Genomic DNA, 22281 nt, shown 5'->3' with positions numbered 1-22281 from the left:
GAAATTGAGGATGGCTTCAATTGCGAACCCTAAAACGCCGGAACAACGTCCGGACAAACCGACAAACCATGCTCGGAACGCCGCATTGCTTTCGATCATTCCGGGAGCCGGTCAATTCTATAACAATCAAAAAGCGAAAGCGATCGCTTTCTTTATCGTCATCATGTCTTATTTTGCAGTAAACTACGATCTCTTTTTCAAAGGAGCGGGCGCAGGACCTGGTGACCGTGGCGGCCTTTGGGGATTGATCACGCTTGGCGAAGTGGCAGGACCTCGTAACGACCATTCCATCTTCTTGATGGTAGAAGGGATTGTCGCATTAATCTTACTTTTCTTCGGGATCGCGTTCTATATCTGGAACATCCGTGACGCCTACCGAGTCGGTCGCATTCGTGATCAGCACCTAAACGTTCCAACGTTCCAAGTGCAGCTCCGCAACTTGCGCGACCATGGATTCCCATACTTGATGTTAATCCCGTCGCTCATCTTGCTCGTCTTCACAGTCGTATTACCGCTCATCTTCACATTCTTGATCGCATTCACGAACTATCGTTACAATAACGCGCCACCGGCGAAACTCGTCGAGTGGATCGGCTTTGAAAACTTCACACGTATCTTTGAAATCGATATTTGGCGCGACACGTTCGTCGGCGTCCTCGGCTGGACACTTGTCTGGACGGTCGCTTCGACAGTCGGGGTCATTGCGATCGGGATTTTCCTCGCGGTTCTCTTGAACCAAGAAGGTCTTCGCTTCCGTCGCTTGTTCCGCTCGATTTTAATCTTGTCGTGGGCTGTTCCAGCGTTCATCACGATTTTGATTTTCCGCTCGATGTTCAACGAATCGTTCGGTGTGTTCAACACGACGATCCTTCCGGCGTTCGGACTAGATCCGATCAACTGGATGACCGATCCGACGGCGACACGCAGTGCGCTCATTTTGATTCAATGGTGGCTCGGCTTCCCGTTCATCATGACGCTCATGACGGGGGTATTGCAATCGATTCCTGGTGACTTATATGAAGCCGCGACGATTGACGGTGCGACCATCTTTGATAAGTTCCGCTTGATCACGTTGCCGATGCTCTTGTTCGCGACAGCACCGATTTTGATCACGCAGTTCACATTCAACTTTAATAACTTCAACATCATCTATCTCTTTAACGGCGGTGGACCGGCTGTACCGGGACAAACTGCTGGTGGTACCGATATCTTGATTTCATGGATTTACAAATTGTCTCTCGGAGCCAACCCGCAATACGGACTTGCGGCTGCGATCACGCTCATTTTGTCATTCTTTATCATGACACTTGCCGTTATCCAGTTCCGTCGGACAAAATCTTTCAAAGACGAGGATATGATCTGATATGAAAAAACAAAAACGAATCAATTTGGCGTTCTCTTATGTCATCTTGACGCTTGCGTCGATCATCATTCTCTATCCAATGCTTTGGGTGGTCGGGACATCGTTCAACCCGGGACGTACAATCACTTCGACGATCATCCCTGCGAATCCGACATTTATTCACTATAAAAACTTGTTTGATTTGACGATTTCAGATTATAGTCTATGGTATGTGAATACATTGAAAATCGCTTTCATCACGATGGCGCTCTCGGTCATTCTCGTTACCATCACTGGCTATGTTTTCTCACGCTATCGCTTTGTCGGACGGAAGAACTCGCTCATCTTGTTCCTCGTCCTCCAGATGGTGCCGCAATTCGTCGCCATCATCGCGATTTTCGTGCTCCTCAACATGCTCGGTCTCCTGGACACGCACACAGCGCTCATTCTGCTGTATGCCGGTGGGGCGATCCCGATGAACACGTATCTCGCAAAAGGTTATTTCGATACGATTCCGAAAGAGCTCGATGAAGCCGCTCGGATGGATGGTGCTGGTCACCTTCGTATCTTCTGGCAAATCATTTTGCCGCTCGCGAAGCCGATTGTCGCGACGATCGCCCTCTTTAACTTCATGGGCCCGTTCAACGACTTCATCTTGGCATCGCTCGTTCTTCGTTCACCAGAGAAACAGACGCTCGCGGTTGGTCTTTACAACATGATTTCTCGACAGTTCGACAACAACTTCACGTTGTTCGCGGCAGGCGCCGTCCTTTCGGCCCTTCCAATCGTGCTCTTGTTCTTCATGTTCCAACGTTACTTCGTCTCGGGTCTCACTGCCGGTGGTACGAAAGGATAATACTCACTTAAGGGGGAAGCGATATGAGGCGAGGCGTCGTGCTCGTTCTTCTGTCGCTTCTTTTGTTTCCAACAATCGTCGGAGCGAAAGAAGCAGCATCATGGGAACAAGAACGCATGTACTTTATCATGGTCGACCGGTTCGTTGACGGGAATCCCGACAACAACGCCCAAGTCAATCGAAATGACCCGAAAGCCTTTCACGGGGGTGATATCCGCGGTGTGATTGAAAAACTCGATTACATCGAGTCGCTCGGATTCACGTCCATCTGGTTGACACCGGTGTTTGAAAACATGCCGGACGGTTACCATGGCTATTGGATTAAAGATTTTTACAACATCGATCCCCAATTCGGGACGAAAGAAGATTTACAGGAACTTGTCGACGAAGCCCATAAGCGGGACATGAAAGTGATCCTCGACTTCGTCGTCAACCACGTCGGACCGAACCATCCATGGGTCGAAGAACGGCCGGATTGGTTCCATGACGAGTTACCGATCGTGCTTTGGAACGATCAAGAACAAGTCGAGACGCACTGGTTGTTCGACTTGCCGGACTTTAAAACCGAAGACCCGGAAGTGAAAGACTACTTACTCGAAGCGGCCACATATTGGATTGAAGAGACCGGGATTGACGGCTACCGCCTCGATACGGTGCGCCACGTGGATAAACCGTTTTGGGAAGACTTCGTCAAAGCGGTCCGAGAAGTCGATCCTGATTTTTATCTCTTGGCCGAAGTGTTCGACCCGGACCCGCAGTATGTCGCCGAATATGATGACCTAGGCTTCAACAGCATCACGAACTTTACGTTTTATGACCGCGTCTCGAAGACGATGACGCAAAAGTCGGCGAATGTCGACGAAATTGACGTGGCTGCGAGCTACGCCGAGACGTTCTTCAATGACCCGAACCAAATGGCGACGTTCCTCGACAATCACGACGTCGAACGCTTCATGCACGTCGCGGAATTAGGCGGGGCCGAGTCGGCCGAGCGCCGCTTGCGACTTGGATTATTCGCCCTGTATGCATCGCCAGGCATGCCGATCGTCTTCCAAGGGACGGAGAACGCCCAATCAGGTGGGGCCGACCCGGCGAACCGGGTCATGACCGATTTCCCTGGAAATGAAGAGCTTCATGAATACGTCGCGACGATGAATCGGATGCGCGCTGAATATCCGGTGTTTGCGACCGGCGAACAACGGATGATCGCCTCAAAAGACGGCATGGCCGTATTCGAACGTCGTGACGGCGACGATGTCGCGTTGTATGCCATCAATATGAATACCGAGGATCGAGAGATTGAATTCGAGGTAAGCGAAGTCGGAGAAGATACACGCCTTCGTGGTCTCTTGTTCTCACAACTTGTCACGGACAGCCGTGGCACGTTTACCATCAAGCTCGCAGGAGAGAGCGCGAACGCCTACATCGTCGAAGAATCGGAAGTGAACATGTGGACGATCGGTCTACTCGTCATCACCATCCCGATTTTCTTGACTGGATTGGTCATGTGGAAGCGTCGCAAGAGCGCGAGCTGATCACCCTGTCATAGGGAACTTTGAACTAACGGAAGCAAGGGGGAGCATCATGCAAATCACGATTAAAGATGTCGCCAAACACGCCAACGTCGCACCGTCGACCGTGTCTCGCGTCATCGCCAACAGTTCGCGTATCAGTCAGAAAACAAAAGAGCGCGTACGCAGTTCGATGGAAGAACTCGGGTACCATCCGAACATTCATGCCAGAAGCCTCGCTAACCGCTCGACGCAGTCGATTGGTCTCGTCATGCCGAGCGCGGCGACAAAGACGCTACAAAATCCATTTTTCCCGGAAGTATTGCGCGGGATCAGTACGAAAGCCCACCAAAACGGCTATTCGCTCTACATGACGACAGGTGTGACCGAAGAAGAGGTCTTGTCAGGGGTCATTGAGATGGTGCAAGGACGCCGCGTCGACGGGGTCATCGTCTTGTACTCACGTGAGGATGACAAAGTCGTTCAATATTTGCGTCAGACGAAATTCCCGTTCGTCGTCGTCGGGAAGCCGTTTGGGGACGCCTCGTCAATCACGTACGTCGATACGGATAACTACTTGGCCGGGCGCGAGGTGACAAAACATTTATACAACCTCGGTCATCGCTGCATCGCCTTCATCGGGGGATCGGATAAACTCGCCGTCACGCAAGACCGTCGTAACGGTTATGCGACGGCACTCATGGAAGCGGGCATCCCGGTTCGTGAAGACTATATCGCGCGGGCCGAGTTCATGACGAAAGGTGGCGCTAAAGCCGTACGCGAGTTGCTCCGATTAGAAGAGCCGCCGACAGCTGTCGTCGTCAGTGATGATATGATGGCGCTCGGTGTCATCAGCACGCTCAGTGAGATGGGACTCAGCATCCCGGAAGAGGTAGCCGTCGTCAGTTTTAACAACGTCTATATCGCCGAGCACTCGAATCCGCCCCTCACGTCAGTCGAAATCAACATTTTCGGTCTCGGGTTCGAGGCGACAAACTGTCTGATTGAACAGATTAGTGATAGCGCACCGCCTTATGGGAAACGCGTCATCGTCCCGCACTATTTGGTCGTGCGACAATCGTGTGGTCAGAAAAAGAAAACCGAGGTCATCGAGTGACCTGAATCCTTCCGTGTCCCGCGGAAGGATTTTTTGCATAAACGCGACATACATACAATATTAGAATAATCAATAAGTCAAAAGTCATAATGTTACAAAAAGGTTACAAATGTGAAAGAAAGGATTGAAATGAGGTGTCTGGGGAACATCTACATTACCGGCCGAATGGCAGATCATTACGAATCCGCCCAGCCAACAACCAAAAAAAATAAAGAATTTGAAAGGGAGATACAATCATGGATAACAAACGTTATGTAGGCACTTACTATCAGGAATCAGAGCTCGTCTCAAAAATTGATGAACTTCGCGCTCAAGGACACCGCGAAGACGATTTATACGTCGTTGTGAAAGATAAATCGAACCTTTCAATGGTTCGCGGCGAAACGGGTGCGGAAATAAAAGAAACGAAAGCATCATGGCTCGATCGCTTCTTCGGAGTTGCAGATGGAGGAGACGAAGTACGTCATACATTCGATAAACTTGGTTTCTCAGAAGAAGAGACGGCGCGTCATCATCAAGATATTGAAAACGGTGGCATGGTTCTCTTACTTGACACGAATGACGGAGTGTTTGATAACGGTCGCAACGATACATTTGAAGGCGGACGAACATCTGCTGGTTATGGTTCAGAAGGCAACGAAGCGGGCAACATGACTGCACGTGAAGTTGGAACTGGTATGGGTACAACAGGTGCTGGAATTGGCGCAACAGGTGCGGGGCTCGACTCGAACCGTTTCAACGATATGGATGATGACATTCGTAGCCGTACGGATTTGACGGATGAACAGAAACTCGAATTACATGAAGAACGTCTTCTTGTGAACAAAGAGCGCGTGCAAACTGGAGAGGTTCGCGTCGAAAAAGACGTTGTCGAACATGAAGAACGTGTCGATGTTGAAGTTGAGCATGATGAAGTATACGTTGAGCGACGTCGAGTTGACCGTGAAGCAACTGGACACTCGTTTGATTCAGCCACAGATCGCGACGAGATTCGCGTACCGGTTACAGAAGAACGTGTTAATGTGACGAAAAAAGACGTTGTCGCCGAAGAAATTGTTGTCGGTAAAGAGAAAGTAAGAGATACGGAAACAGTTCGTGAGACAGTTCGTAAAGAAGAGGCGCGTATCGAAGGTGAAGATGATCTTCGTAACCGCGATGACGACCGTAACCGTTTCTAATTGATTCAACAAGTACCTCGACAAGGATGGCTCTCTCTGAGGGACCATCCTTTTTTTCGCCAATTGTCATCTTAGGAGGAAAGAATGCCATGAAACACGCCATTATCTCTGAAGTATTTGACCAGCCTGAGGCACTGCTTGACCGTACCATTGAGTTGAAGCAAGAAGGGTATGAAGTGGAAGACATGTATGTCTTCGTCAAAAGGTCCGAGGTCGCAGACACGGTACGAAACCATTCAAATCTATACGTGCTCGTTACAGATGAACCGGGCACAGTCGCGTCACTCGTCACATCGAGTGAACGGCCGATTGAACGTTGGCTCAAAAGCATGCGTCTGACGCCGGAACAACAAAATCGTTTCGCGAGAGAAGTCGAACAAGGAAGACTTTTCCTGTATGTCGATGCCGACCTAGGCGAACAACGTTTTGATGCGGTAAGCTCGAAAACAAAGCAAGCATCGGACGTTGAAGAACAGACGCTTGAGCTGCATGAAGAACGGTTGATTGTGGAAAAAGAAACGGTCCAAACTGGGGAAGTCATCATTAATCGTCATGTCACGAAAACGAATCAAGAGATCGAAGTGCCGGTCCGGAAAGAACAGGTTCATGTGGAGCGGATGGCTGGTTCTGAGGATGTGATTGAAGATTATGACTTTGAACAACCGGGTATCCGAACGATTGACGAAGGGGACCACCTCCGGATTCAAGTGATTGAGGAACGGGCGTTCATCGTAAAACGTCCTGTCATCGTTGAAGAAATTATCGTCCGAAAACAAGTCACTGAAGAAGTCAAGACAATGACGGAGACACTCCGCAAAGAAGAAATCGAAGTGACCGAGACCGGACAATCCAGTGTCACGATTGAAAACCGTACGACGCGAAAGGATGAGGAACGATGAGCAAACGTAGATTTGTCAACACATATCATGAGGAGGCGACACTTGTCGCTAAAATCGATCAATTGTCCGAAGAAGGATATGACGAGAGTGATGTGTTCGTCGTCGCAAAAGACAAAGACGACGTCTCGCTCGTCAAACGGAATACTGATGCGAAAATAGAAGAGGCGAGCGCGAACTGGATGCAGAAGTTCTCTGGTGTTGCGGAAGGCGAAGAGGAAGTGAAGCGGGCTTTGCTCGACCTCGGTCTTTCTGACGATGACGTCAACCGGGCGTACGGTGACATTTTGAACGGAGGGTATGCCCTCATTCTCGATGAACCGGATACAGGATTCAATGATGGGAATAACCCCGCGTTCGAAGGGCATGAGGCGAACGCCACGTTCGGACGAGATCAAATGAAGTGACGGGATTCTACCTGCTTGGCTCTTTAAGAGCTCGGCAGTTTTTTTCAGGCTGTGACGAAAAAAACAAAGAAAAAAGTTTATGCAAACGATTGCATTCTCGTGCGAGTCGTGTAAAATGAGAGGTGAGATTAAATACAGCGCTTTCATAGACAAACGGTTGCATGAATCGGTTGTCTGATGACGAGTAGCCTTGTAGAGAAAAAGGAGTGGCAGACAGATGAAACGATTGTTTGCAGTCGATGAATGGAAAGTAACGGAAGAGAGCCTGCATCCGCAAGAAAACCGCCTCGCAGAATCGATTACCTCGCTCGGTAACGGTCATATGGGGATGCGTGGTAACTTTGAAGAAGATTATTCAAATGATACACATCAAGGCTTCTATGTGGCCGGCGTCTATTACCCTGATAAGACACGTGTCGGTTGGTGGAAAAACGGATATCCGGAGTACTTCGCAAAAGTATTGAACGCGACGAACGTCGTCGGTCTTCGCGTCGCCATCAACGGCACACCGGTCGACTTGGCGAAGTGGGAAGTGAAAGACTTCACGCGTGAGCTCGATATGCAACGTGGCGTCCTCACACGGACGTTTACCCTCTTGAATGGGACAGAAGAGACGAACGTCGAAGTCGTCCGCTTCTTCTCGATCGTCGATAAAGAAATTTTGGCAATCCGTTACAACGTCACTCCGGTCAACTACGAAGCGAAAGTTGAATTCACACCTTACCTCGATGGCGATGTCGTCAACGAAGACTCGAACTATGACGAGAAGTTCTGGTTGCCGGTCGAGCACGGCGTCGAAGAGCGTTTCGGATTCGTGACAACGAAAACGAAGAAACTCGATTGGCACGTCACGGCCTCGATGATTGCTGACGTCGAAGGAGCACGTTGTGAAGTGCTCGAAGCGACGGACCTTTACGTCGCCAACAAGTTCACGGTCACGGTAGCAGCTGGTGAGACGGCGACAGCTTACAAATATGTCTCGGTCGTCACGAACCGTGACTACGAAGTCGAGGAATTGCAGTCGACGGGGATGCAGCGCGTCGAGATGGCGTTTGAGAAAGGCTTTGAAACGCTTCTCGCCGAGCAGACGGAAGCGTGGCTCGCTCGTTGGGAAGACGCGGACGTCCGCATCGATGGTGACGTCGAAGCCCAGCAAGGCATCCGTTTCAACATCTTCAACATGTACCAGACGTACACGGGCGAAGACTCACGCCTCAACATTGGACCGAAAGGGTTCACGGGCGAGAAGTACGGCGGTGCCACGTACTGGGATACGGAAGCGTATTGCCTCCACTTCTACTTGGCGACGACGAAACCGGAAGTGTCGTGGAACTTGCTCAAATATCGCCATAACCAATTGCCGCAAGCGAAAGAGAACTCGGTCAAGAACGTCGGAATGGAAGGCGCCCTCTATCCGATGGTGACGATGAATGGGGAAGAGTGCCATAACGAGTGGGAAATCACGCATGAAGAGATTCACCGGAACGGTGCGATCGCCCACGCCATCTTCAACTATACGAACTTCACGGGCGACAAGTCGTACCTAGGTCAATACGGACTTGAAGTATTGGTCGAGATCTCGCGTTACTGGGCTAGCCGCGTCAACTTTGTCCCGCACAAAGACGTGTATATGATTCTAGGCGTCACAGGTCCGAACGAATACGACAACAACGTCAACAACAACTGGTATACGAACTTAATCGCCGCTTGGACGCTCGAGTACACGCAAGAAGTGTACAACTATTTGAAAGAAGCAGAGCCGGCGCGCCTTGAAGAACTCGTCGCGACGCTTGGTCTTTCAAACGAAGAACTCGCGAAATGGAACGATATCCAAACGAAGATGTACTATCCGAAAGATGACCTCGTCCCTGACGTGTTCATGCAACAGGACGGCTTCATGGATAAAGAACAGATCTTGGTGAAAGACCTCGATCCGAAACACTTGCCGCTCAACCAAAACTGGTCGTGGGACCGCATCCTCCGCTCGAACTTCATCAAACAAGCGGACGTGCTCCAAGGGCTCTATACGTTCAGCGATCGCTTCACGGTCGAACAGAAGCGTGCGAACTTCGATTTTTATGAGCCGCGCACGGTCCACGAGTCGAGCTTGTCGCCTTGCGTCTACTCAATCATCGCAGCCGAAGTCGGTTACGAAGACAAGGCAGTCGAGTTGTATCAACGTTCGGCGCGCCTCGACCTCGACAACTATAACAACGATACTGAAGACGGGCTTCACATCACATCGATGGTCGGTTCATGGATGTCGATCGTTCACGGTTTCGCAGGCATGCGTGCCCTTGAGACGGAACTCACGTTCAGCCCGATGATCCCGAAAGACTGGAACGGGTACTCGTTCAACATGCTCTGGCGCGGTCATCACTTGACAGTCACGTCAACGCGTGAACAAGTGACGATCAAGCAGACGGGCGGCACGGACGTGTCGATTCGCGTCTACGGAAACGTCGTCACGGTCCCGGCAAATGAGTCGGTAACCATTGATACAGTGAAAGCGTGACCAAACGCATCAGCTCAACAAGTCGGCTCCGGCCGGCTTGTTTTTTTATGAGAAGCGCGGACACATCCCATTATTTTTATGGTAGGCAGCATTAGAAAACTATGTTATCTTGATTCTTAGCCATTTTTGAAAGGGGAGACAGAACTTGACGGAAGCCGTTAAAGAACACGCACGCATCGGGATCGTTTCGATTATCGGGGGAGTGTTCGTTGCATTATCCATGACATTATTCTTAATCCCGGCGGGGGTATACTCGACCGGATTTACAGGGCTCGCCCAAATCTTTACGAAACTGTTTGCGGGGACACCGTTTGAGCTCGGAGAAGGGATTTGGTTCTTCGTCTTGAACGTGCCGCTCTTGATCGTCAGCTACTTCATGCTCGGCAAGAACATGATGATTCATACGTTGATCAGCGTTGCGGCAGTCACCGTGTTCATTCGCGTGCTTCCTCAATCGCCGCTCCTTTCGGACGACCCGCTCTTAAACGCCGTGTTCGGCGGGGTCTTGCTTGCTATCGGTTCGGGAATCACGATTCGCTTCGGTGCCTCGACCGGTGGATTTGATATCGTCGCCCTCATCTTGGCGAAGTTCACGAACAATTCGGTCGGCGTCTACTTGTTCCTTATGAACATGATGATTGCGCTCTGGGCCGGTGCGTTGTTCGGTTGGCCGACCGCGCTCTATACGATTGTCTTCTTATATGTGACGTCGAAAGTCATCGATGAGATCTATACGAACACGCAGCGTCAGACGCTATTCATCGTCACGAGCCATCCGGACGAAGTGACAAAGGAGTTGCATCAGAACGTCTTCCGCGGCATCACGCTCATGCCGGCGATTGGCACGTACTCGAAAGTCGAGAAAGCGACGCTCATGATGGTCGCCCAACGACACGAAGTGCGTGAAATCACGCGCATCTGCAAAGACGCCGACCCAAGCGTCTTCATCAACATGGTCCCGACTGAAGATGTCGAAGGTGCGTTCCGCCGCTGAAATGAACCCCCACTGAACGCTCAGCGGGGGATGATCATATAAAAATTGTACGTTTGAGAAAAAACTCCCGCTGAACGCTCAGCAGGAGTTTTATTATGCTTTGATGCCAAGTTTTTCTTCGAGGTAGATGGCGATGCCGTCTTCCATGTTCGATGCGGTCACTTCATCCGCGACGGCTTTCAACTGGCTGATGGCGTTACCCATCGCGACGCCCGTGCCGACGTAGTCGAGCATTTCGAGGTCGTTCTCTTCGTCGCCGAATGCGATGATGTGTTTGCGGTTGATGCCGAGGTGTTTTGACACTTCGCGTAAGCCGAGCGCTTTCGACGTGTTCTGGCTCATGACTTCAATCATATGCTCCGGCATACGCCATTGACGGTTCAAGACGGCCTCGGCGTGGACTTTGTTCAAACGAGCGCGGACGTTGTCGACGTGCTCTTTCGTCGCGTGGATGAGGAGCGATGTCGGCTCTTCCTGCAAGTGCTTGAGCAAGTTGCCTGACGTGACGCTGAGCGCGCGCTCGGCGTACGGGCTATAAAACTCTTGTGGGTCTTTTTGGAAGTAGACGTGGTCGGTCACTTCGACGACGATGTTATGCGCTTTCGTGTCCGACACTTCTTCGATAATCTCGTGCGCCGTTTTGAGCGGGATCGGCCGGTGCGTCACTTCGTATGACGGATCTTTCGGGTGATGGACGAGCGCCCCGTTGAAGTTGATGAGCGGTGTCGTCAAACCGAGCTGTTCGTAATACATGATCGAATGACGTTGTGGGCGACCGGTCGCGATCATCACTTCATGACCGGCCTCACGGGCCGCCTGAAGCGCGCGTACATTGCGCTCGCTGATCGTCTTGTCGTCGCGCAACAACGTCCCATCTAAATCGACTGCGATTAAATACCGTGACATAAAGGGTTCCTCTTTTCTACGAGATGCTTATTTCTCAAACCGTACCATATTCCCGTTTCGACGGAAAGAATATACAATCGAGGTCGCACATTTTACAGTAACAATGCTATACTAAGGTCGTATGAATTTTTCATGAATCATCTGTGAGATGGAGGGGACGATCGATGCGTTACTTAGTCACATTGTTCTGGGCGATTTTGCTTTCGAATACAGCGATTTTTATCATTTCTGCTGTCGATGGCGTAGCGTTCAATGCGGTGCTCGCGACATTCTTTGGTGTCGTCATCACAATCTTTATCGCGCTCTTGGACACGCTTAACCAAGACATGGGGATTAGCGACGTCGCGCAAGAGAAGTAAGACGTCTACAATCAAACTGGCTCACATTCGAGTCAGTTCTTTTTATATTATTTAGGAGGAATCAATTATGAAAAACAGTGCCAAACGGGCAAACTTCATTACGTTCGCCATCATCGGTGTCATTATCGTCATCGGTCTCGCTTTATTGTTTTTCTTGAACAATGCGAACGAAGAGACGGGCGTCAACGCCGTCACGGCTGACGAGTTAGAGACGAAAATATCAGAAGAAGAGGAAGTCGTCGTTTACTTCTGGCAGACGGGCTGTGAGTATTGTGAACAGGTTAAACCGTACGTCGAGCCGCTCATCGAAGAGTATGACGCCGTATCGATCAACTTAGCTGACCATAACGTCTGGACGACTTACGGTATCAATGGGACACCGACAATGATTCGTTTCCAAGACGGAAAAGAAGTCGGTCGTGTCGAAGGTGCTGTCTCGGAGCAACAATATGAGACGTTCTTTAAAAACGAGGAGGGTGCACAGTGATCAAAAGCCGCTTATATCAGACTTTGTTTGAGTTGAACGCGACCCCGGTCATTGCCAAGCGACTCCGAGCCTTCGCTGAATCGAAAGCGAGCCGTACCTTCATCCCGTCGTTTGCGAAAACGTATCAAATCAATCTTGATGAAGCGGCGGAGCCGATCGAGGCTTATCCGAGCCTGCACGCCTTTTTCACACGTCATTTGAAAGACGGGGTCCGGCCGATTGACGCCAACCCGAACTCGGTCGTCTCACCATGCGACGGGAAACTGTCAATCGTGACCGATATCACGGACGACAGCCGCTTTGAAGTCAAGGGTCAGTCGTACACGCTCGCCGAGCTGCTCGGTTCGCAACAAGAAGCGCGACGTTACGCCGGTGGCACGGTCTGTGTCCTCTACTTGAGCCCGCGCGACTATCATCGCGTCCACGTCCCGCTTGCTGGACGGGTGCTCAGCCATTACGAGCTCGGGGACCGTTCGGCCCCGGTCAACGATATCGGCTTGACGGAGACGGTTCGTCCACTCTCGCGTAACTATCGCCGCATCACACGCTTTGAAACGGCGGCCGGGTTGTACGAACATATCATGGTCGGCGCCTTAAACGTCAACACGATCGAATGGACGCTCGACGGCGACCGCGCAGCCAAAGGTGAGGAAGTCGGGTACTTTTCGTTCGGTTCGACCGTCATCTTATGTTTTGAGAAAGGCCGCGTCACGATCGACCCAGCAAAAATCGGACCGGTGCGACTCGGAGAAGTCATCGGTACGATGCAAAACGATTGATTTTTAAAACTTTTTCAGGCCGACCGAACGATACACTAGTCGTTTGGTCGGTTTTCGTTTACCATAGAAGGGATATCACTACATGTATCGTAGTTGAATCGCTTTAGCTAATTGGAGGAATTTAAACGTGTTTAATCGACTTTATCCGAAACAGTTCGTCGCGTCAGTTTTTGACATCGACCTTGAAGAATTGAAAGACCGTGGGGTACGCGTCATTTTGACGGACCTTGATAATACACTCGTGGCCTGGGACGTCCCGCACGCACCGGAGCTTCTTTTGCTATGGCTTGAAAAAGTGAAATCACACGGACTCGATGTCATCGTCGTCTCGAATAACAACGAGAACCGCGTACGTACGTTCACGGAACCGCTCGGCCTTCACTATGTGGCGCGTGCGAAAAAGCCGTTGCCGTCTGGATTCAAACAGGCGCTCGCAAAATATGGCTATTCGACGAAAGAGGCCATCTTCTTAGGCGATCAATTGTTCACGGACGTGCTCGGTGCCAACATGGCCGGGATTCACGTCATCCACGTGCAACCGGTCGTCAAGACGGACGGACTCGTCACGAAGTTCAATCGCATGCTTGAAAAAGTCGTGTTCGCCCATATGAAACGTCGCGGGAAGTACGTGTTGATCACGAAAAAAGTTGAGGAAATCGCCGTCGATGCGAAGCGCGCCAAAGTGGCGGTCGCTGAGAAAATCGGTGAGGCGATGCACTCGCGTTCCGAAGATTCACATAAAAAAGATGAATAAGGACCTCGAACGCACAGGAAGAAGGAGGCTGTCCATGTACGGCGCGTAAGGCGTCGGAATTAACGCTTCAGGAGTAGCGGCGAGGAGCTACGGTGAATGAAGAAGAGGCAACTCAAATGACAGCAGACAACATTATGGAAGAAACAAAACGTTATTGCGCCGGTTGCGGCGTCGCCATTCAAACGGAAGACCCGACCGGTATCGGTTATGCACCAAAATCGGCACTCGATCGCGAGATCGTCATTTGCCAACGCTGCTTCAAATTGAAGCACTACAATCAAATTCAAGACGTCGAACTGACAGATGACGACTTCTTGCGCATTTTGAACGGCATCAGCGCGAAAGAAGCGCTCGTCATTAAAATCGTCGATATCTTCGATTTCAATGGCAGCTGGTTGCCGGGACTCCAACGCTCGGTCGGCACGAACCCCGTCCTCTTGGTCGGGAACAAGGTCGACTTGTTGCCGAAATCGGTCAATCCGAACCGGATGGCAAACTGGATGAAGGCCGAAGCGAAAGAGCTCGGTTTGAACCCGGTCGACGTCCATTTGATCAGTGCGAAGAAAGGCCACGGCATCGACGAGCTTGCCGAAAAGATTGAGTATTATCGGAAAGGCAAGGACGTTTATGTCGTCGGTTGTACGAACGTCGGGAAGTCGACGCTCATCAACCAAGTTATCAAACGTTTCGGGGCAGAAGATGAGGCCATCATCACGGTCAGTCATTTCCCGGGAACGACGCTCGACTTGATCGACATCCCGCTCGACGATGATGCGAACCTTTATGACACGCCTGGAATCATCAACCGTCATCAAATGGCACATTATGTCGATGCGAAAGATTTGAAGACGATCACCCCGAAAAAAGAAATCAAGCCGCACGTGTTCCAGTTGAACCCACAGCAGACGCTCTTCTTCGGCGGACTAGCCCGTCTTGACTACATGGAAGGCAACAAGCGCTCGTTCGTTGTCTACATGTCAAACGAGTTGAAGACGCACCGGACGAAGCTCGATAAAGCAGATGAACTATATGAGAACCATATCGGTAAGATGCTCAACCCGCCGAACGAGAAGACATTACAGATGTTGCCTCCGCTCGTGCGTCACGAGTTCAGTCTCCGGGACGGCGTCAAGACAGACATCGTCTTCAGCGGACTCGGTTGGGTCGCAATCCACGGAAAAGGTGGACGCATCGCCGCGTGGGCACCAAAAGGAGTTGCCGTCACATTGCGTGAGGCGCTCGTATGAGACTGGCCGTCATCGGTCACCCGATTGCTCATTCGCTCTCTCCCGTCCTGCACGAGCAGTGGCTGAGCGCGTCTGGGCTTTTCGGGCGCTATGAGGCACTCGACGTCACCCCGGGCGAGCTCGCGGACTTGTTTCAAACGATGCGGGACGGCGTCTGGGACGGCTTTAACGTCACGATCCCGCATAAAGAGGCGGTCATCCCGTACCTTGACGAGCTCGATCAGGCGGCTGAAGCCGCCGGTGCCGTCAACACCGTCTACAAGCGGGACGGAAAGCTGATTGGGACGAACACAGATGGGGCCGGCCTCGTCGCCGCGCTCGACCGTCATACCGATTGGACGGGTCATGTGCTCGTCATCGGGGCCGGCGGCGCAGCGCGCGGCATCATCAGCGCCTTGCCGACCCGGGCCGTCACGGTCACGAATCGGACGATGGAACGGGCGGAGCGTCTCGCGGACGCGTTCGGCATCGAAGCGCAGCCGCTCGCGGCTGTCGAAATTGCACGGTATGACGTCATCATCCAGACGACATCAGTTGGGATGAACGGGGTCGATTCCCCGTTATCGTTAAAAGGTTTACGACAAAACACCGTCGTTTGTGATATCATATATCGTCCACTCGTCACACCGTTTTTAAAGGAAGCCGCCAAAAGAGACGCGAAAATCGTCAACGGAACTGCCATGTTCGTCGGACAAGGTGCTTTGGCGTTTGAATATTGGGCAGGTGTGAGACCGGATCAACTTGTCGGAATGAAGTTAATTGAACGCTTATTGGAGGAATAAATAGTATGTTATCAGGTAAACAAAAACGCTTTTTACGTGCCGAGGCACACCACCTTTCACCGATTTACCAAGTCGGGAAAAATGGAGTCAGTGAAGCGATGTGCAAAGACATCAGCGACGCGCTCGAAAAACGTGAGCTCTTGAAAGTTCAAGTGCTTCAAAACTGTGCCGATACGCCGAAAGACGTAGCCGGAGAATTGGCTGAAGGCACGAAAGCCGAAGTCGTTCAAGTCATCGGAAAAGTCATCGTCTTGTACAAACAGGCGACCGAGAAAGAAAATCGCCAAATCAAACTTCCATGAGCCGCATCGGCCTGATGGGAGGCACGTTCGACCCGCCGCATCTCGGTCATCTATTGATTGCCGAGCAGGCGCGTGAACAGCTCGCCCTCGATGAGGTCTGGTTTTTGCCGGCGGCGATTCCGCCTCACAAGGCAGGTTTCAGCCCGGCTAAAGACCGGATTGAGATGACCCGACGGGCGATCGCGGACCAAGCCGATTTCAAGCTGAGCTTGATCGAGTTTGAACGCGACGAACCGTCTTACACGGTCGAGACGATGAGACGGTTGCGGGATTTGTATCCGGACGACACGTTTTTCTTCTTGATCGGGGCGGATTCGCTCGAGTCGCTTGAGAAGTGGTACGATTACGACACGCTTGTCACCCTCGTCACGTTCGGGGCCGTTGCGCGTCCGGGTAGCCGGTACCGCATCCCGAGACAGGCGGATGTGCGCACGATCGATATGCCGCAACTCGAGATTTCGTCGACCGATGTCCGGGAACGGGCGAGACGGGACAAGTCGATTAAATATCTCGTCCCACGCGATGTCGAAACTTATATCAAGGAGCGCGACTTGTATGACGTATGAGGAAGCACAATCATTGATTGAGGCGACGTTGCCCGAGAAACGCTATATCCACACGCTCGGTGTCGTCGAGACGGCAGACCGGTTGGCCCGCTTGTACGGGGCCGATGTGGAGCAGGCGCGTCTCGCGGCGATGTTGCACGACTATGCGAAATATTTTGACGCCGACATGATGCGACAAGTCGTGGTCGAAGAGAACCTCGACCCTAGCTTGCTAGAGTTCGATGACGAGCTGTTGCATGCGCCGGTCGGCGCGATTCTGTTAAGCCGGGCGTACGACTTGGCCCCCGCTGTCGTATCGGCTATCAAAAACCATACGACCGGGGAACCGGGCATGTCACGGCTCGACCAGATTTTATTTGTCGCGGACGCAATCGAGCCGAATCGGTCGTATCCGGGCGTCGACACGTTGCGTGACCTCGCGGACCGCTCGCTCGAAGCGGCCGTCGTCGCGACGTTACGCCAGACGATTGCTCATTTACTGAAAAAGTCCGTGCGAATCTTTCCACTGACGATTGAGACGTATAACCATTTTGTGAAAACACCCTAGGAGGTACAGTATGACTGTAAAAGAAGAATTAGAATTGATCGTGAAGGCCGCTGACGATAAGCGCGCCGAAGATATCGTCGTCCTCGATATGGAAGGTATCTCACCGGTCGCAGATTATTTCGTCATCTGCCACGGTAACTCAGAGAAGCAAGTCCAAGCGATCGCACGCGAAATCAAAGACGTGGCCGGCGAGCATGAGCTCCCGCTCCACAAATTCGAAGGCATGGACTCGGCACGTTGGGTACTCGCTGACCTCGAAAACGTCGTCGTCCACATCTTCCATCGCGATGACCGTGACTACTACAACCTTGAAAAATTGTGGGCAGATGCGCCACACGTGGAAGTGGAAGTCGGCTAATGGCGTACGAAGGGTTCGCCTACGTCTACGATGAGTTGATGAAAGATGCCCCGTACGAGGACTGGGTCGCCTTCGTGCGTCGCCATGTCAAAGACGGTGCATCGCTTGCTGACGTCGGATGCGGGACGGGCTCGGCGACGATTCGCTTGGCGGAGCATTACGAGACGATCGGGCTCGACTTATCCGAGTCGATGCTCGAAGTCGCCCAAGAGAAAGCGCTCGAGGCAGGCATCACGCTTCCGCTCTGGCAACAGGATATGCGGGAGCTCGAGTTACCGAAACCGGTCGACGCCGTGACGATCCTTTGTGACTCGCTTTGCTATCTTGAGGACGAGGCCGATGTCATCGACACGTTCGAGGCGGTGTACGAACAATTGAAACCGGGCGGGATGTTCATCTTTGATGTGCATTCGCCGAACAAGATGCAGACGCTCTTCAACCAGAAGACGTATGCCTCGAACGGAGAAGATTGCTCGTACATCTGGTTCGCCGACCCAGGCGAAGCACCGCTCTCGGTCGTTCACGATTTGACGTTCTTTGTCGCCCTTGAGGATGGCACGTATGAGCGTGTCGAGGAGACGCATGAGCAACGGACGTACGAGCCAGGGCAATATATGCAATGGCTCATCGGGGCCGGCTTCCATGTGAAATCGGTCACCGCCGACTTCACGGACCAAGCTCCGGGCCCGAACGCAGAACGAATCTTTTTTGTCGCCCAGAAATAAACGAGACCCCATCCATTGCGATGGGGTCTTTCGTTTATGCTTCGTGACTGAATTGCCATTGGACACCGAAACGGTCTTCGACCATGCCGTACGCCTTGCTCCAGAACGTCTCTTGGAGCGGCATAAGGACACGGCCGCCGTCAGATAGAGCCTCGAACTCCCGACGGATGGCGTCGAGGTCGTCTGTCACGACGGCGAGCGTGATGTTTTGCCCGAACGTGACCGGACCGTCCGGCATCGCATCTGAAAACATGAGCGAGGTGCCATGGACACTAAGACGGGCATGGAGGACAAGGTCGGCCAGTTCGTCCGGTACCGGTTCACCGTCCGGTCCAGGCTGGGCCGCGAACGTCATAATGTCAGGAGCGGGTTCGGCGAAGACGTCGGCATAAAACAAGACGGCATCGCGACAGTCGCCGTTAAAATTGAGATACGGGTTAATCGGCATGAGAGTTCCTCCTCGAATCGTTTCTTTCAGTATGGGACAAACGAGTGACAGAAGAATCCGACAAAAGCACGAATTTTCGGACAGTGTTGTTGAAACGCTTGCCGAAACGGGAATGGGGTAGGTGAGACATTTTTACGAAGGAAGGCGCAAAGAGATGAAACTGACACGAGGACGTCTATTGGAATTCGGGTTCGTGTTGTTCATGGCAATCATTCTCGTCACGTCGATCATCGAAGGGGAATGGTTTGACGCGAGCGTCGCCGGGGCGGGGATCGTGTCGGGATTGATTCCGTTCATTCTCGAGAAGACGTTCAAGACCGAGTTCGACGCCAAGATGAAAGTCGCCTATGTCTTGTTCTTGTTCGCATCGCAATATTTGGGCTCGATCGTCGGGTTATATTCGAACGGCTGGTGGGACACGTTTCTGCACGTGTTGAGCGGCGTCTTCTTGGCCTTTCTCGGCTTCGATTTTTTAAGTCGCCTTGATGAAGACATCCGGCTCGAGATGCCGAAACGGTTCGTTTTCGTCTATATCGTTGTTTTCGCAATGGCCGGGGCAGCGCTTTGGGAAATGTATGAATTCACGTCGGACTTGGTGTGGAACACGACGATGCAAGGGAACGGGAATGATGACACGATGGTCGACATCGTCGCGGGATCACTCGGAGGTATTACCGCGGCCTTGCTTGTGACCGAGATTCACCGAAAAGAACAGCACAAGAAACGTAAAAACTGAAAACGATTTCAAAAACGCTCGAGTCCATCGAGCGTTTTATTTGTAATAATTATTATCTTTTAATATTATTAATCTTGTAATAATGATTATTAAGAGGAGGCAATATTAATGGATCAACACCGTCATCTAACTACTAACCAAGGCGTCCCAATCGGGGATAACGCTAACTCCATCACAGCGGGTCGTCGTGGCCCGACACTTCTCGAAGATTATCAGTTAATTGAGAAACTCGCCCACTTTGACCGTGAGCGCGTACCGGAACGGGTCGTTCATGCCCGTGGCGCCGGAGCCCACGGTGTCTTCAAAGTTAAAAATAGCATGAAACGATATACAAAAGCCAAATTTTTGCAGGAAGAAGGACAAGAGACACCAATCTTTGCTCGCTTCTCGACCGTCATTCATGGTCTCGGCTCACCAGAGACGCTCCGTGACCCACGTGGATTCTCGGTCAAGTTTTACACGGAAGAAGGAAACTACGATTTCGTTGGAAACAACTTGCCGGTCTTCTTCATCCGTGACGCGATCAAGTTCCCAGACGTGATTCACTCGCTCAAACCGGACCCGCGGACAAACCTGCAAGACCCGGACCGTTTCTTCGACTTCATGTCGCTCACGCCGGAATCGACGAGCATGCTCATCCACTTGTTCAGCGATGAAGGGATTCCAGCCTCATACCGTCATATGCGCGGGTCATCGGTCCACTCGTTTAAATGGATCAACGAATACGGAAACACGGTGTACATAAAACTCCGTTGGGTCCCGAAACAAGGCATTAAAAACTTATCGATGGAAGAAGCGGCGAAAGTACAGGCCGAAGACTTCAACCATGCGACACGCGACTTGTTCAACGCCATCGAAGAAGGCGACTTCCCGGAGTGGGATCTTTACGTCCAAATTCTCGATCCGGCCGATATGGACAACTTCGACTTCGACCCGCTCGATGCGACGAAAGATTGGTTTGAAGACGTCATCCCGTATCAACTTGTCGGTACGATGACACTCAACAAGAACGTCGACAACTATTTTGCTGAGACGGAGTCGGTCGGCTTCAACCCAGGCGTGCTCGTACCTGGAATTCAACCGTCTGAAGACAAGATGCTCCAAGGCCGCTTGTTCTCGTATTCGGACACGCAGCGTTACCGCATCGGGGCGAACTACTTGCAACTCCCAATCAACTGCCCGTTCGCACAAGTGTCGAACAATCAGCGTGATGGGGCGATGCCGTTCAAACAACAGACGAGCCCGGTCAACTATGAACCAAACCGCTATGAGGACGCACCGAAACCGGACGCGGCTTATATCGAGACGGAACAACCGCTCACAGGCGTAGCCGGACGTCAAAAAATCGAGAAGACGAACGACTTCGGTCAAGCGGGTGAAGTGTACCGTCGCTACTCGGAAGAAGAGAAGACGGCGCTCGTGAACAACTTGGTGGCACACATTAAAGAAGTTCGCCACGAGAACACGGTGCTGCTCTTGATCTGTAACTTCTATCGGGCCGACCGCGACCTCGGCGCGCGTCTCTCGGAAGCACTCAACGTCGATATCACACCATTCTTGAATCAAGTGACGGAATAACTTGTCCGCAACAGAGATGCGTAGCTGCATCTCTGTTTTTGTTTTTTTTACCTTAGGAGGATAAGTGGTTCGAATCTCAAAAATTGTCCCAAGCCCGTCCATATGCCAAGATAAGAAAAAAGGGGGATGTTACACATGAACCAAGTCATCGACACACTATTGAATCACCGCTCCGTCCGCTCATTCACGAATGAGACGTTGACCGACGAACAAATCCGACTCATCGTCGAGAGTGCCCAGCGCGCCTCGACGTCGAGCTTCATCCAAGCCTATTCCATCATCGGGGTGACCGACCCGGAGAAGAAAGCACGGCTAGCCGAGATCGCCGGTAACCAGCAATACGTCATCGACAACGGTCACTTCTTCGTCTTCTGCGCCGATTTGTATCGACACGAGTTGATCGGTGAACTGCGGGAGGCAGACGTGAATTCGACGCTCGAGACGGACGAGAAGTTGCTCGTCGCGGTCATCGATGCCGCACTCGCGTCTCAAAACGCGGTCGTGGCCGCCGAATCGATGGGCCTCGGCATTTGCTATATCGGCGGAATCCGCAATGACATGTTCGCTGTGAAGGAAGTACTCAGTTTACCGGAGCGGGTATTGCCGCTCTTCGGACTTGCCGTCGGTGTCCCGGAGCACGTCGAAGGCCAGAAACCGCGCCTCCCGCTCGAGCATATTTATCACGAGAACACGTACGTCGCCGACACCGAGCAACTGAAACAAGAACTCGATGCGTATGACACGACGATTCACGATTACTACGCGGCCCGCGGGTCGAACCAACGAAGCGATACGTGGACCGGACAAATGGGACGGATGTTGTCGAAACCAACCCGGCTCGACGTGAAAGACTTCTTGAAGACGCAAGGCTATTTGAAGCAATGACAAAAC

Annotated in this window: 25 protein-coding genes; 23 read left to right on the top strand and 2 right to left on the bottom strand. The window is 51.8% G+C overall.

Features of this window, described 5'->3' with window-relative positions:
- Window positions 1-10: 10 nt before the first annotated feature.
- The 9 genes from DPV68_RS08750 (at window position 11) to DPV68_RS08710 (ending at window position 10816) form a co-directional block, all read left to right on the top strand.
- Entirely contained in the window at window positions 11-1363 is a 1353-nt protein-coding gene (locus tag DPV68_RS08750) for a carbohydrate ABC transporter permease (RefSeq protein WP_114166377.1), read from the top strand.
- Window position 1364: 1 nt separating this feature from the next.
- Window positions 1365-2198, top strand: a complete 834-nt coding sequence (locus tag DPV68_RS08745; protein WP_114166376.1) for a sugar ABC transporter permease — start codon at window positions 1365-1367, stop codon at window positions 2196-2198.
- Window positions 2199-2221: 23 nt separating this feature from the next.
- Window positions 2222-3733, top strand: a complete 1512-nt coding sequence (locus tag DPV68_RS08740) for an alpha-amylase family glycosyl hydrolase (protein ID WP_114166375.1) — start codon at window positions 2222-2224, stop codon at window positions 3731-3733.
- Between the two features lie 49 nt (window positions 3734-3782).
- Window positions 3783-4826, top strand: a complete 1044-nt coding sequence (locus tag DPV68_RS08735) for a LacI family DNA-binding transcriptional regulator (protein ID WP_114166374.1) — start codon at window positions 3783-3785, stop codon at window positions 4824-4826.
- A 236-nt stretch (window positions 4827-5062) separates the two neighbouring features.
- Window positions 5063-6004 carry a YsnF/AvaK domain-containing protein gene (locus DPV68_RS08730; protein ID WP_198662282.1) on the top strand — a complete coding sequence of 314 codons (942 nt, stop codon included), beginning with the start codon at window positions 5063-5065 and terminating at the stop codon, window positions 6002-6004.
- An 89-nt stretch (window positions 6005-6093) separates the two neighbouring features.
- Window positions 6094-6903: a YsnF/AvaK domain-containing protein gene (locus DPV68_RS08725; protein WP_198662281.1), complete on the top strand. Its 810-nt coding sequence runs from the start codon at window positions 6094-6096 to the stop codon at window positions 6901-6903.
- Window positions 6900-7307, top strand: coding sequence for a general stress protein (locus tag DPV68_RS08720; RefSeq protein ID WP_114166372.1), 408 nt, complete (start codon window positions 6900-6902; stop codon window positions 7305-7307). Before DPV68_RS08725 ends, DPV68_RS08720 begins: the two co-directional genes overlap by 4 nt.
- Window positions 7308-7524: 217 nt before the next feature.
- On the top strand, window positions 7525-9822 hold the full coding sequence (locus DPV68_RS08715) for a glycoside hydrolase family 65 protein (RefSeq protein WP_114166371.1): 2298 nt from the start codon (window positions 7525-7527) through the stop codon (window positions 9820-9822).
- Between the two features lie 145 nt (window positions 9823-9967).
- Window positions 9968-10816 (top strand): YitT family protein, encoded by an 849-nt coding sequence (locus tag DPV68_RS08710; RefSeq protein WP_114166370.1) that lies wholly within the window; start codon window positions 9968-9970, stop codon window positions 10814-10816.
- A 93-nt stretch (window positions 10817-10909) separates the two neighbouring features.
- Here the strand turns inward: DPV68_RS08710 and DPV68_RS08705 are convergent, their stop codons facing one another.
- Window positions 10910-11722 (bottom strand): Cof-type HAD-IIB family hydrolase, encoded by an 813-nt coding sequence (locus DPV68_RS08705; protein ID WP_114166369.1) that lies wholly within the window; start codon window positions 11720-11722, stop codon window positions 10910-10912.
- A 164-nt stretch (window positions 11723-11886) separates the two neighbouring features.
- Here DPV68_RS08705 and DPV68_RS08700 point away from each other — a divergent pair, with 164 nt between their 5' ends.
- The 11 genes from DPV68_RS08700 to DPV68_RS08650 all read left to right on the top strand — a co-directional run bounded on the left by DPV68_RS08700 (window position 11887) and on the right by DPV68_RS08650 (window position 18628).
- Window positions 11887-12081: a YjzD family protein gene (locus tag DPV68_RS08700; RefSeq protein ID WP_114166368.1), complete on the top strand. Its 195-nt coding sequence runs from the start codon at window positions 11887-11889 to the stop codon at window positions 12079-12081.
- 67 nt (window positions 12082-12148) lie between these two features.
- Window positions 12149-12568, top strand: a complete 420-nt coding sequence (locus DPV68_RS08695) for a thioredoxin family protein (RefSeq protein WP_114166367.1) — start codon at window positions 12149-12151, stop codon at window positions 12566-12568.
- Window positions 12565-13347: a phosphatidylserine decarboxylase gene (locus DPV68_RS08690; protein ID WP_114166366.1), complete on the top strand. Its 783-nt coding sequence runs from the start codon at window positions 12565-12567 to the stop codon at window positions 13345-13347. The genes DPV68_RS08695 and DPV68_RS08690 overlap by 4 nt, the downstream gene beginning before the upstream one ends.
- 127 nt (window positions 13348-13474) lie before the next feature.
- Window positions 13475-14101, top strand: a complete 627-nt coding sequence (locus tag DPV68_RS08685; RefSeq protein WP_034776630.1) for a YqeG family HAD IIIA-type phosphatase — start codon at window positions 13475-13477, stop codon at window positions 14099-14101.
- Window positions 14102-14235: 134 nt separating this feature from the next.
- Window positions 14236-15348, top strand: coding sequence for a ribosome biogenesis GTPase YqeH (gene yqeH, locus DPV68_RS08680; RefSeq protein ID WP_114166447.1), 1113 nt, complete (start codon window positions 14236-14238; stop codon window positions 15346-15348).
- Complete coding sequence (gene aroE, locus DPV68_RS08675) at window positions 15345-16130, top strand: shikimate dehydrogenase (RefSeq protein WP_114166365.1); 786 nt, start codon at window positions 15345-15347, stop codon at window positions 16128-16130. Before yqeH ends, aroE begins: the two co-directional genes overlap by 4 nt.
- 5 nt (window positions 16131-16135) lie before the next feature.
- On the top strand, window positions 16136-16432 hold the full coding sequence (gene yhbY / locus DPV68_RS08670; protein ID WP_034776635.1) for a ribosome assembly RNA-binding protein YhbY: 297 nt from the start codon (window positions 16136-16138) through the stop codon (window positions 16430-16432).
- Complete coding sequence (locus DPV68_RS08665) at window positions 16429-16998, top strand: nicotinate-nucleotide adenylyltransferase (RefSeq protein ID WP_114166364.1); 570 nt, start codon at window positions 16429-16431, stop codon at window positions 16996-16998. The genes yhbY and DPV68_RS08665 overlap by 4 nt, the downstream gene beginning before the upstream one ends.
- Window positions 16988-17545, top strand: a complete 558-nt coding sequence (gene yqeK / locus DPV68_RS08660; protein WP_114166363.1) for a bis(5'-nucleosyl)-tetraphosphatase (symmetrical) YqeK — start codon at window positions 16988-16990, stop codon at window positions 17543-17545. Before DPV68_RS08665 ends, yqeK begins: the two co-directional genes overlap by 11 nt.
- Before the next feature lie 10 nt (window positions 17546-17555).
- On the top strand, window positions 17556-17903 hold the full coding sequence (rsfS, locus tag DPV68_RS08655; RefSeq protein WP_034776639.1) for a ribosome silencing factor: 348 nt from the start codon (window positions 17556-17558) through the stop codon (window positions 17901-17903).
- Window positions 17903-18628, top strand: coding sequence for a class I SAM-dependent DNA methyltransferase (locus DPV68_RS08650; RefSeq protein ID WP_114166362.1), 726 nt, complete (start codon window positions 17903-17905; stop codon window positions 18626-18628). Before rsfS ends, DPV68_RS08650 begins: the two co-directional genes overlap by 1 nt.
- A gap of 34 nt (window positions 18629-18662) precedes the next feature.
- Here the strand turns inward: DPV68_RS08650 and DPV68_RS08645 are convergent, their stop codons facing one another.
- Window positions 18663-19076, bottom strand: coding sequence for a VOC family protein (locus DPV68_RS08645; RefSeq protein ID WP_114166361.1), 414 nt, complete (start codon window positions 19074-19076; stop codon window positions 18663-18665).
- A gap of 154 nt (window positions 19077-19230) precedes the next feature.
- Here DPV68_RS08645 and DPV68_RS08640 point away from each other — a divergent pair, with 154 nt between their 5' ends.
- The 3 genes from DPV68_RS08640 (at window position 19231) to nfsA (ending at window position 22275) form a co-directional block, all read left to right on the top strand.
- Window positions 19231-19812 (top strand): DUF2238 domain-containing protein, encoded by a 582-nt coding sequence (locus DPV68_RS08640; RefSeq protein ID WP_114166360.1) that lies wholly within the window; start codon window positions 19231-19233, stop codon window positions 19810-19812.
- A gap of 108 nt (window positions 19813-19920) precedes the next feature.
- Window positions 19921-21390, top strand: a complete 1470-nt coding sequence (locus DPV68_RS08635) for a catalase (protein WP_114166359.1) — start codon at window positions 19921-19923, stop codon at window positions 21388-21390.
- 135 nt (window positions 21391-21525) lie between these two features.
- Window positions 21526-22275 carry an oxygen-insensitive NADPH nitroreductase gene (gene nfsA / locus DPV68_RS08630; RefSeq protein WP_114166358.1) on the top strand — a complete coding sequence of 250 codons (750 nt, stop codon included), beginning with the start codon at window positions 21526-21528 and terminating at the stop codon, window positions 22273-22275.
- The last annotated feature ends 6 nt before the right edge of the window (window positions 22276-22281 follow it).

The organism is Exiguobacterium sp. TNDT2 (assembly GCF_003331145.1).
In the GTDB taxonomy this organism is placed as follows: Bacteria; Bacillota; Bacilli; order Exiguobacteriales; family Exiguobacteriaceae; genus Exiguobacterium.
This window is presented reverse-complemented; position numbering and strand designations above follow the sequence as displayed.

Excerpts from the sequence above, each read along its gene's own strand:
- DPV68_RS08750 (WP_114166377.1), top strand. The coding sequence starts at position 11 with ATGGCTTCAATTGCGAACCCTAAAACGCCGGAACAACGTCCGGACAAA.
- DPV68_RS08745 (WP_114166376.1), top strand. The coding sequence starts at position 1,365 with ATGAAAAAACAAAAACGAATCAATTTGGCGTTCTCTTATGTCATCTTG.
- DPV68_RS08740 (WP_114166375.1), top strand. The coding sequence starts at position 2,222 with ATGAGGCGAGGCGTCGTGCTCGTTCTTCTGTCGCTTCTTTTGTTTCCA.
- DPV68_RS08735 (WP_114166374.1), top strand. The coding sequence starts at position 3,783 with ATGCAAATCACGATTAAAGATGTCGCCAAACACGCCAACGTCGCACCG.
- DPV68_RS08730 (WP_198662282.1), top strand. The coding sequence starts at position 5,063 with ATGGATAACAAACGTTATGTAGGCACTTACTATCAGGAATCAGAGCTC.
- DPV68_RS08725 (WP_198662281.1), top strand. The coding sequence starts at position 6,094 with ATGAAACACGCCATTATCTCTGAAGTATTTGACCAGCCTGAGGCACTG.
- DPV68_RS08720 (WP_114166372.1), top strand. The coding sequence starts at position 6,900 with ATGAGCAAACGTAGATTTGTCAACACATATCATGAGGAGGCGACACTT.
- DPV68_RS08715 (WP_114166371.1), top strand. The coding sequence starts at position 7,525 with ATGAAACGATTGTTTGCAGTCGATGAATGGAAAGTAACGGAAGAGAGC.
- DPV68_RS08705 (WP_114166369.1), bottom strand. The coding sequence starts at position 11,722 with ATGTCACGGTATTTAATCGCAGTCGATTTAGATGGGACGTTGTTGCGC.
- DPV68_RS08700 (WP_114166368.1), top strand. The coding sequence starts at position 11,887 with ATGCGTTACTTAGTCACATTGTTCTGGGCGATTTTGCTTTCGAATACA.
- DPV68_RS08695 (WP_114166367.1), top strand. The coding sequence starts at position 12,149 with ATGAAAAACAGTGCCAAACGGGCAAACTTCATTACGTTCGCCATCATC.
- yqeH (WP_114166447.1), top strand. The coding sequence starts at position 14,236 with ATGGAAGAAACAAAACGTTATTGCGCCGGTTGCGGCGTCGCCATTCAA.
- aroE (WP_114166365.1), top strand. The coding sequence starts at position 15,345 with ATGAGACTGGCCGTCATCGGTCACCCGATTGCTCATTCGCTCTCTCCC.
- yhbY (WP_034776635.1), top strand. The coding sequence starts at position 16,136 with ATGTTATCAGGTAAACAAAAACGCTTTTTACGTGCCGAGGCACACCAC.
- DPV68_RS08665 (WP_114166364.1), top strand. The coding sequence starts at position 16,429 with ATGAGCCGCATCGGCCTGATGGGAGGCACGTTCGACCCGCCGCATCTC.
- yqeK (WP_114166363.1), top strand. The coding sequence starts at position 16,988 with ATGACGTATGAGGAAGCACAATCATTGATTGAGGCGACGTTGCCCGAG.
- rsfS (WP_034776639.1), top strand. The coding sequence starts at position 17,556 with ATGACTGTAAAAGAAGAATTAGAATTGATCGTGAAGGCCGCTGACGAT.
- DPV68_RS08650 (WP_114166362.1), top strand. The coding sequence starts at position 17,903 with ATGGCGTACGAAGGGTTCGCCTACGTCTACGATGAGTTGATGAAAGAT.
- DPV68_RS08645 (WP_114166361.1), bottom strand. The coding sequence starts at position 19,076 with ATGCCGATTAACCCGTATCTCAATTTTAACGGCGACTGTCGCGATGCC.
- DPV68_RS08640 (WP_114166360.1), top strand. The coding sequence starts at position 19,231 with ATGAAACTGACACGAGGACGTCTATTGGAATTCGGGTTCGTGTTGTTC.
- DPV68_RS08635 (WP_114166359.1), top strand. The coding sequence starts at position 19,921 with ATGGATCAACACCGTCATCTAACTACTAACCAAGGCGTCCCAATCGGG.
- nfsA (WP_114166358.1), top strand. The coding sequence starts at position 21,526 with ATGAACCAAGTCATCGACACACTATTGAATCACCGCTCCGTCCGCTCA.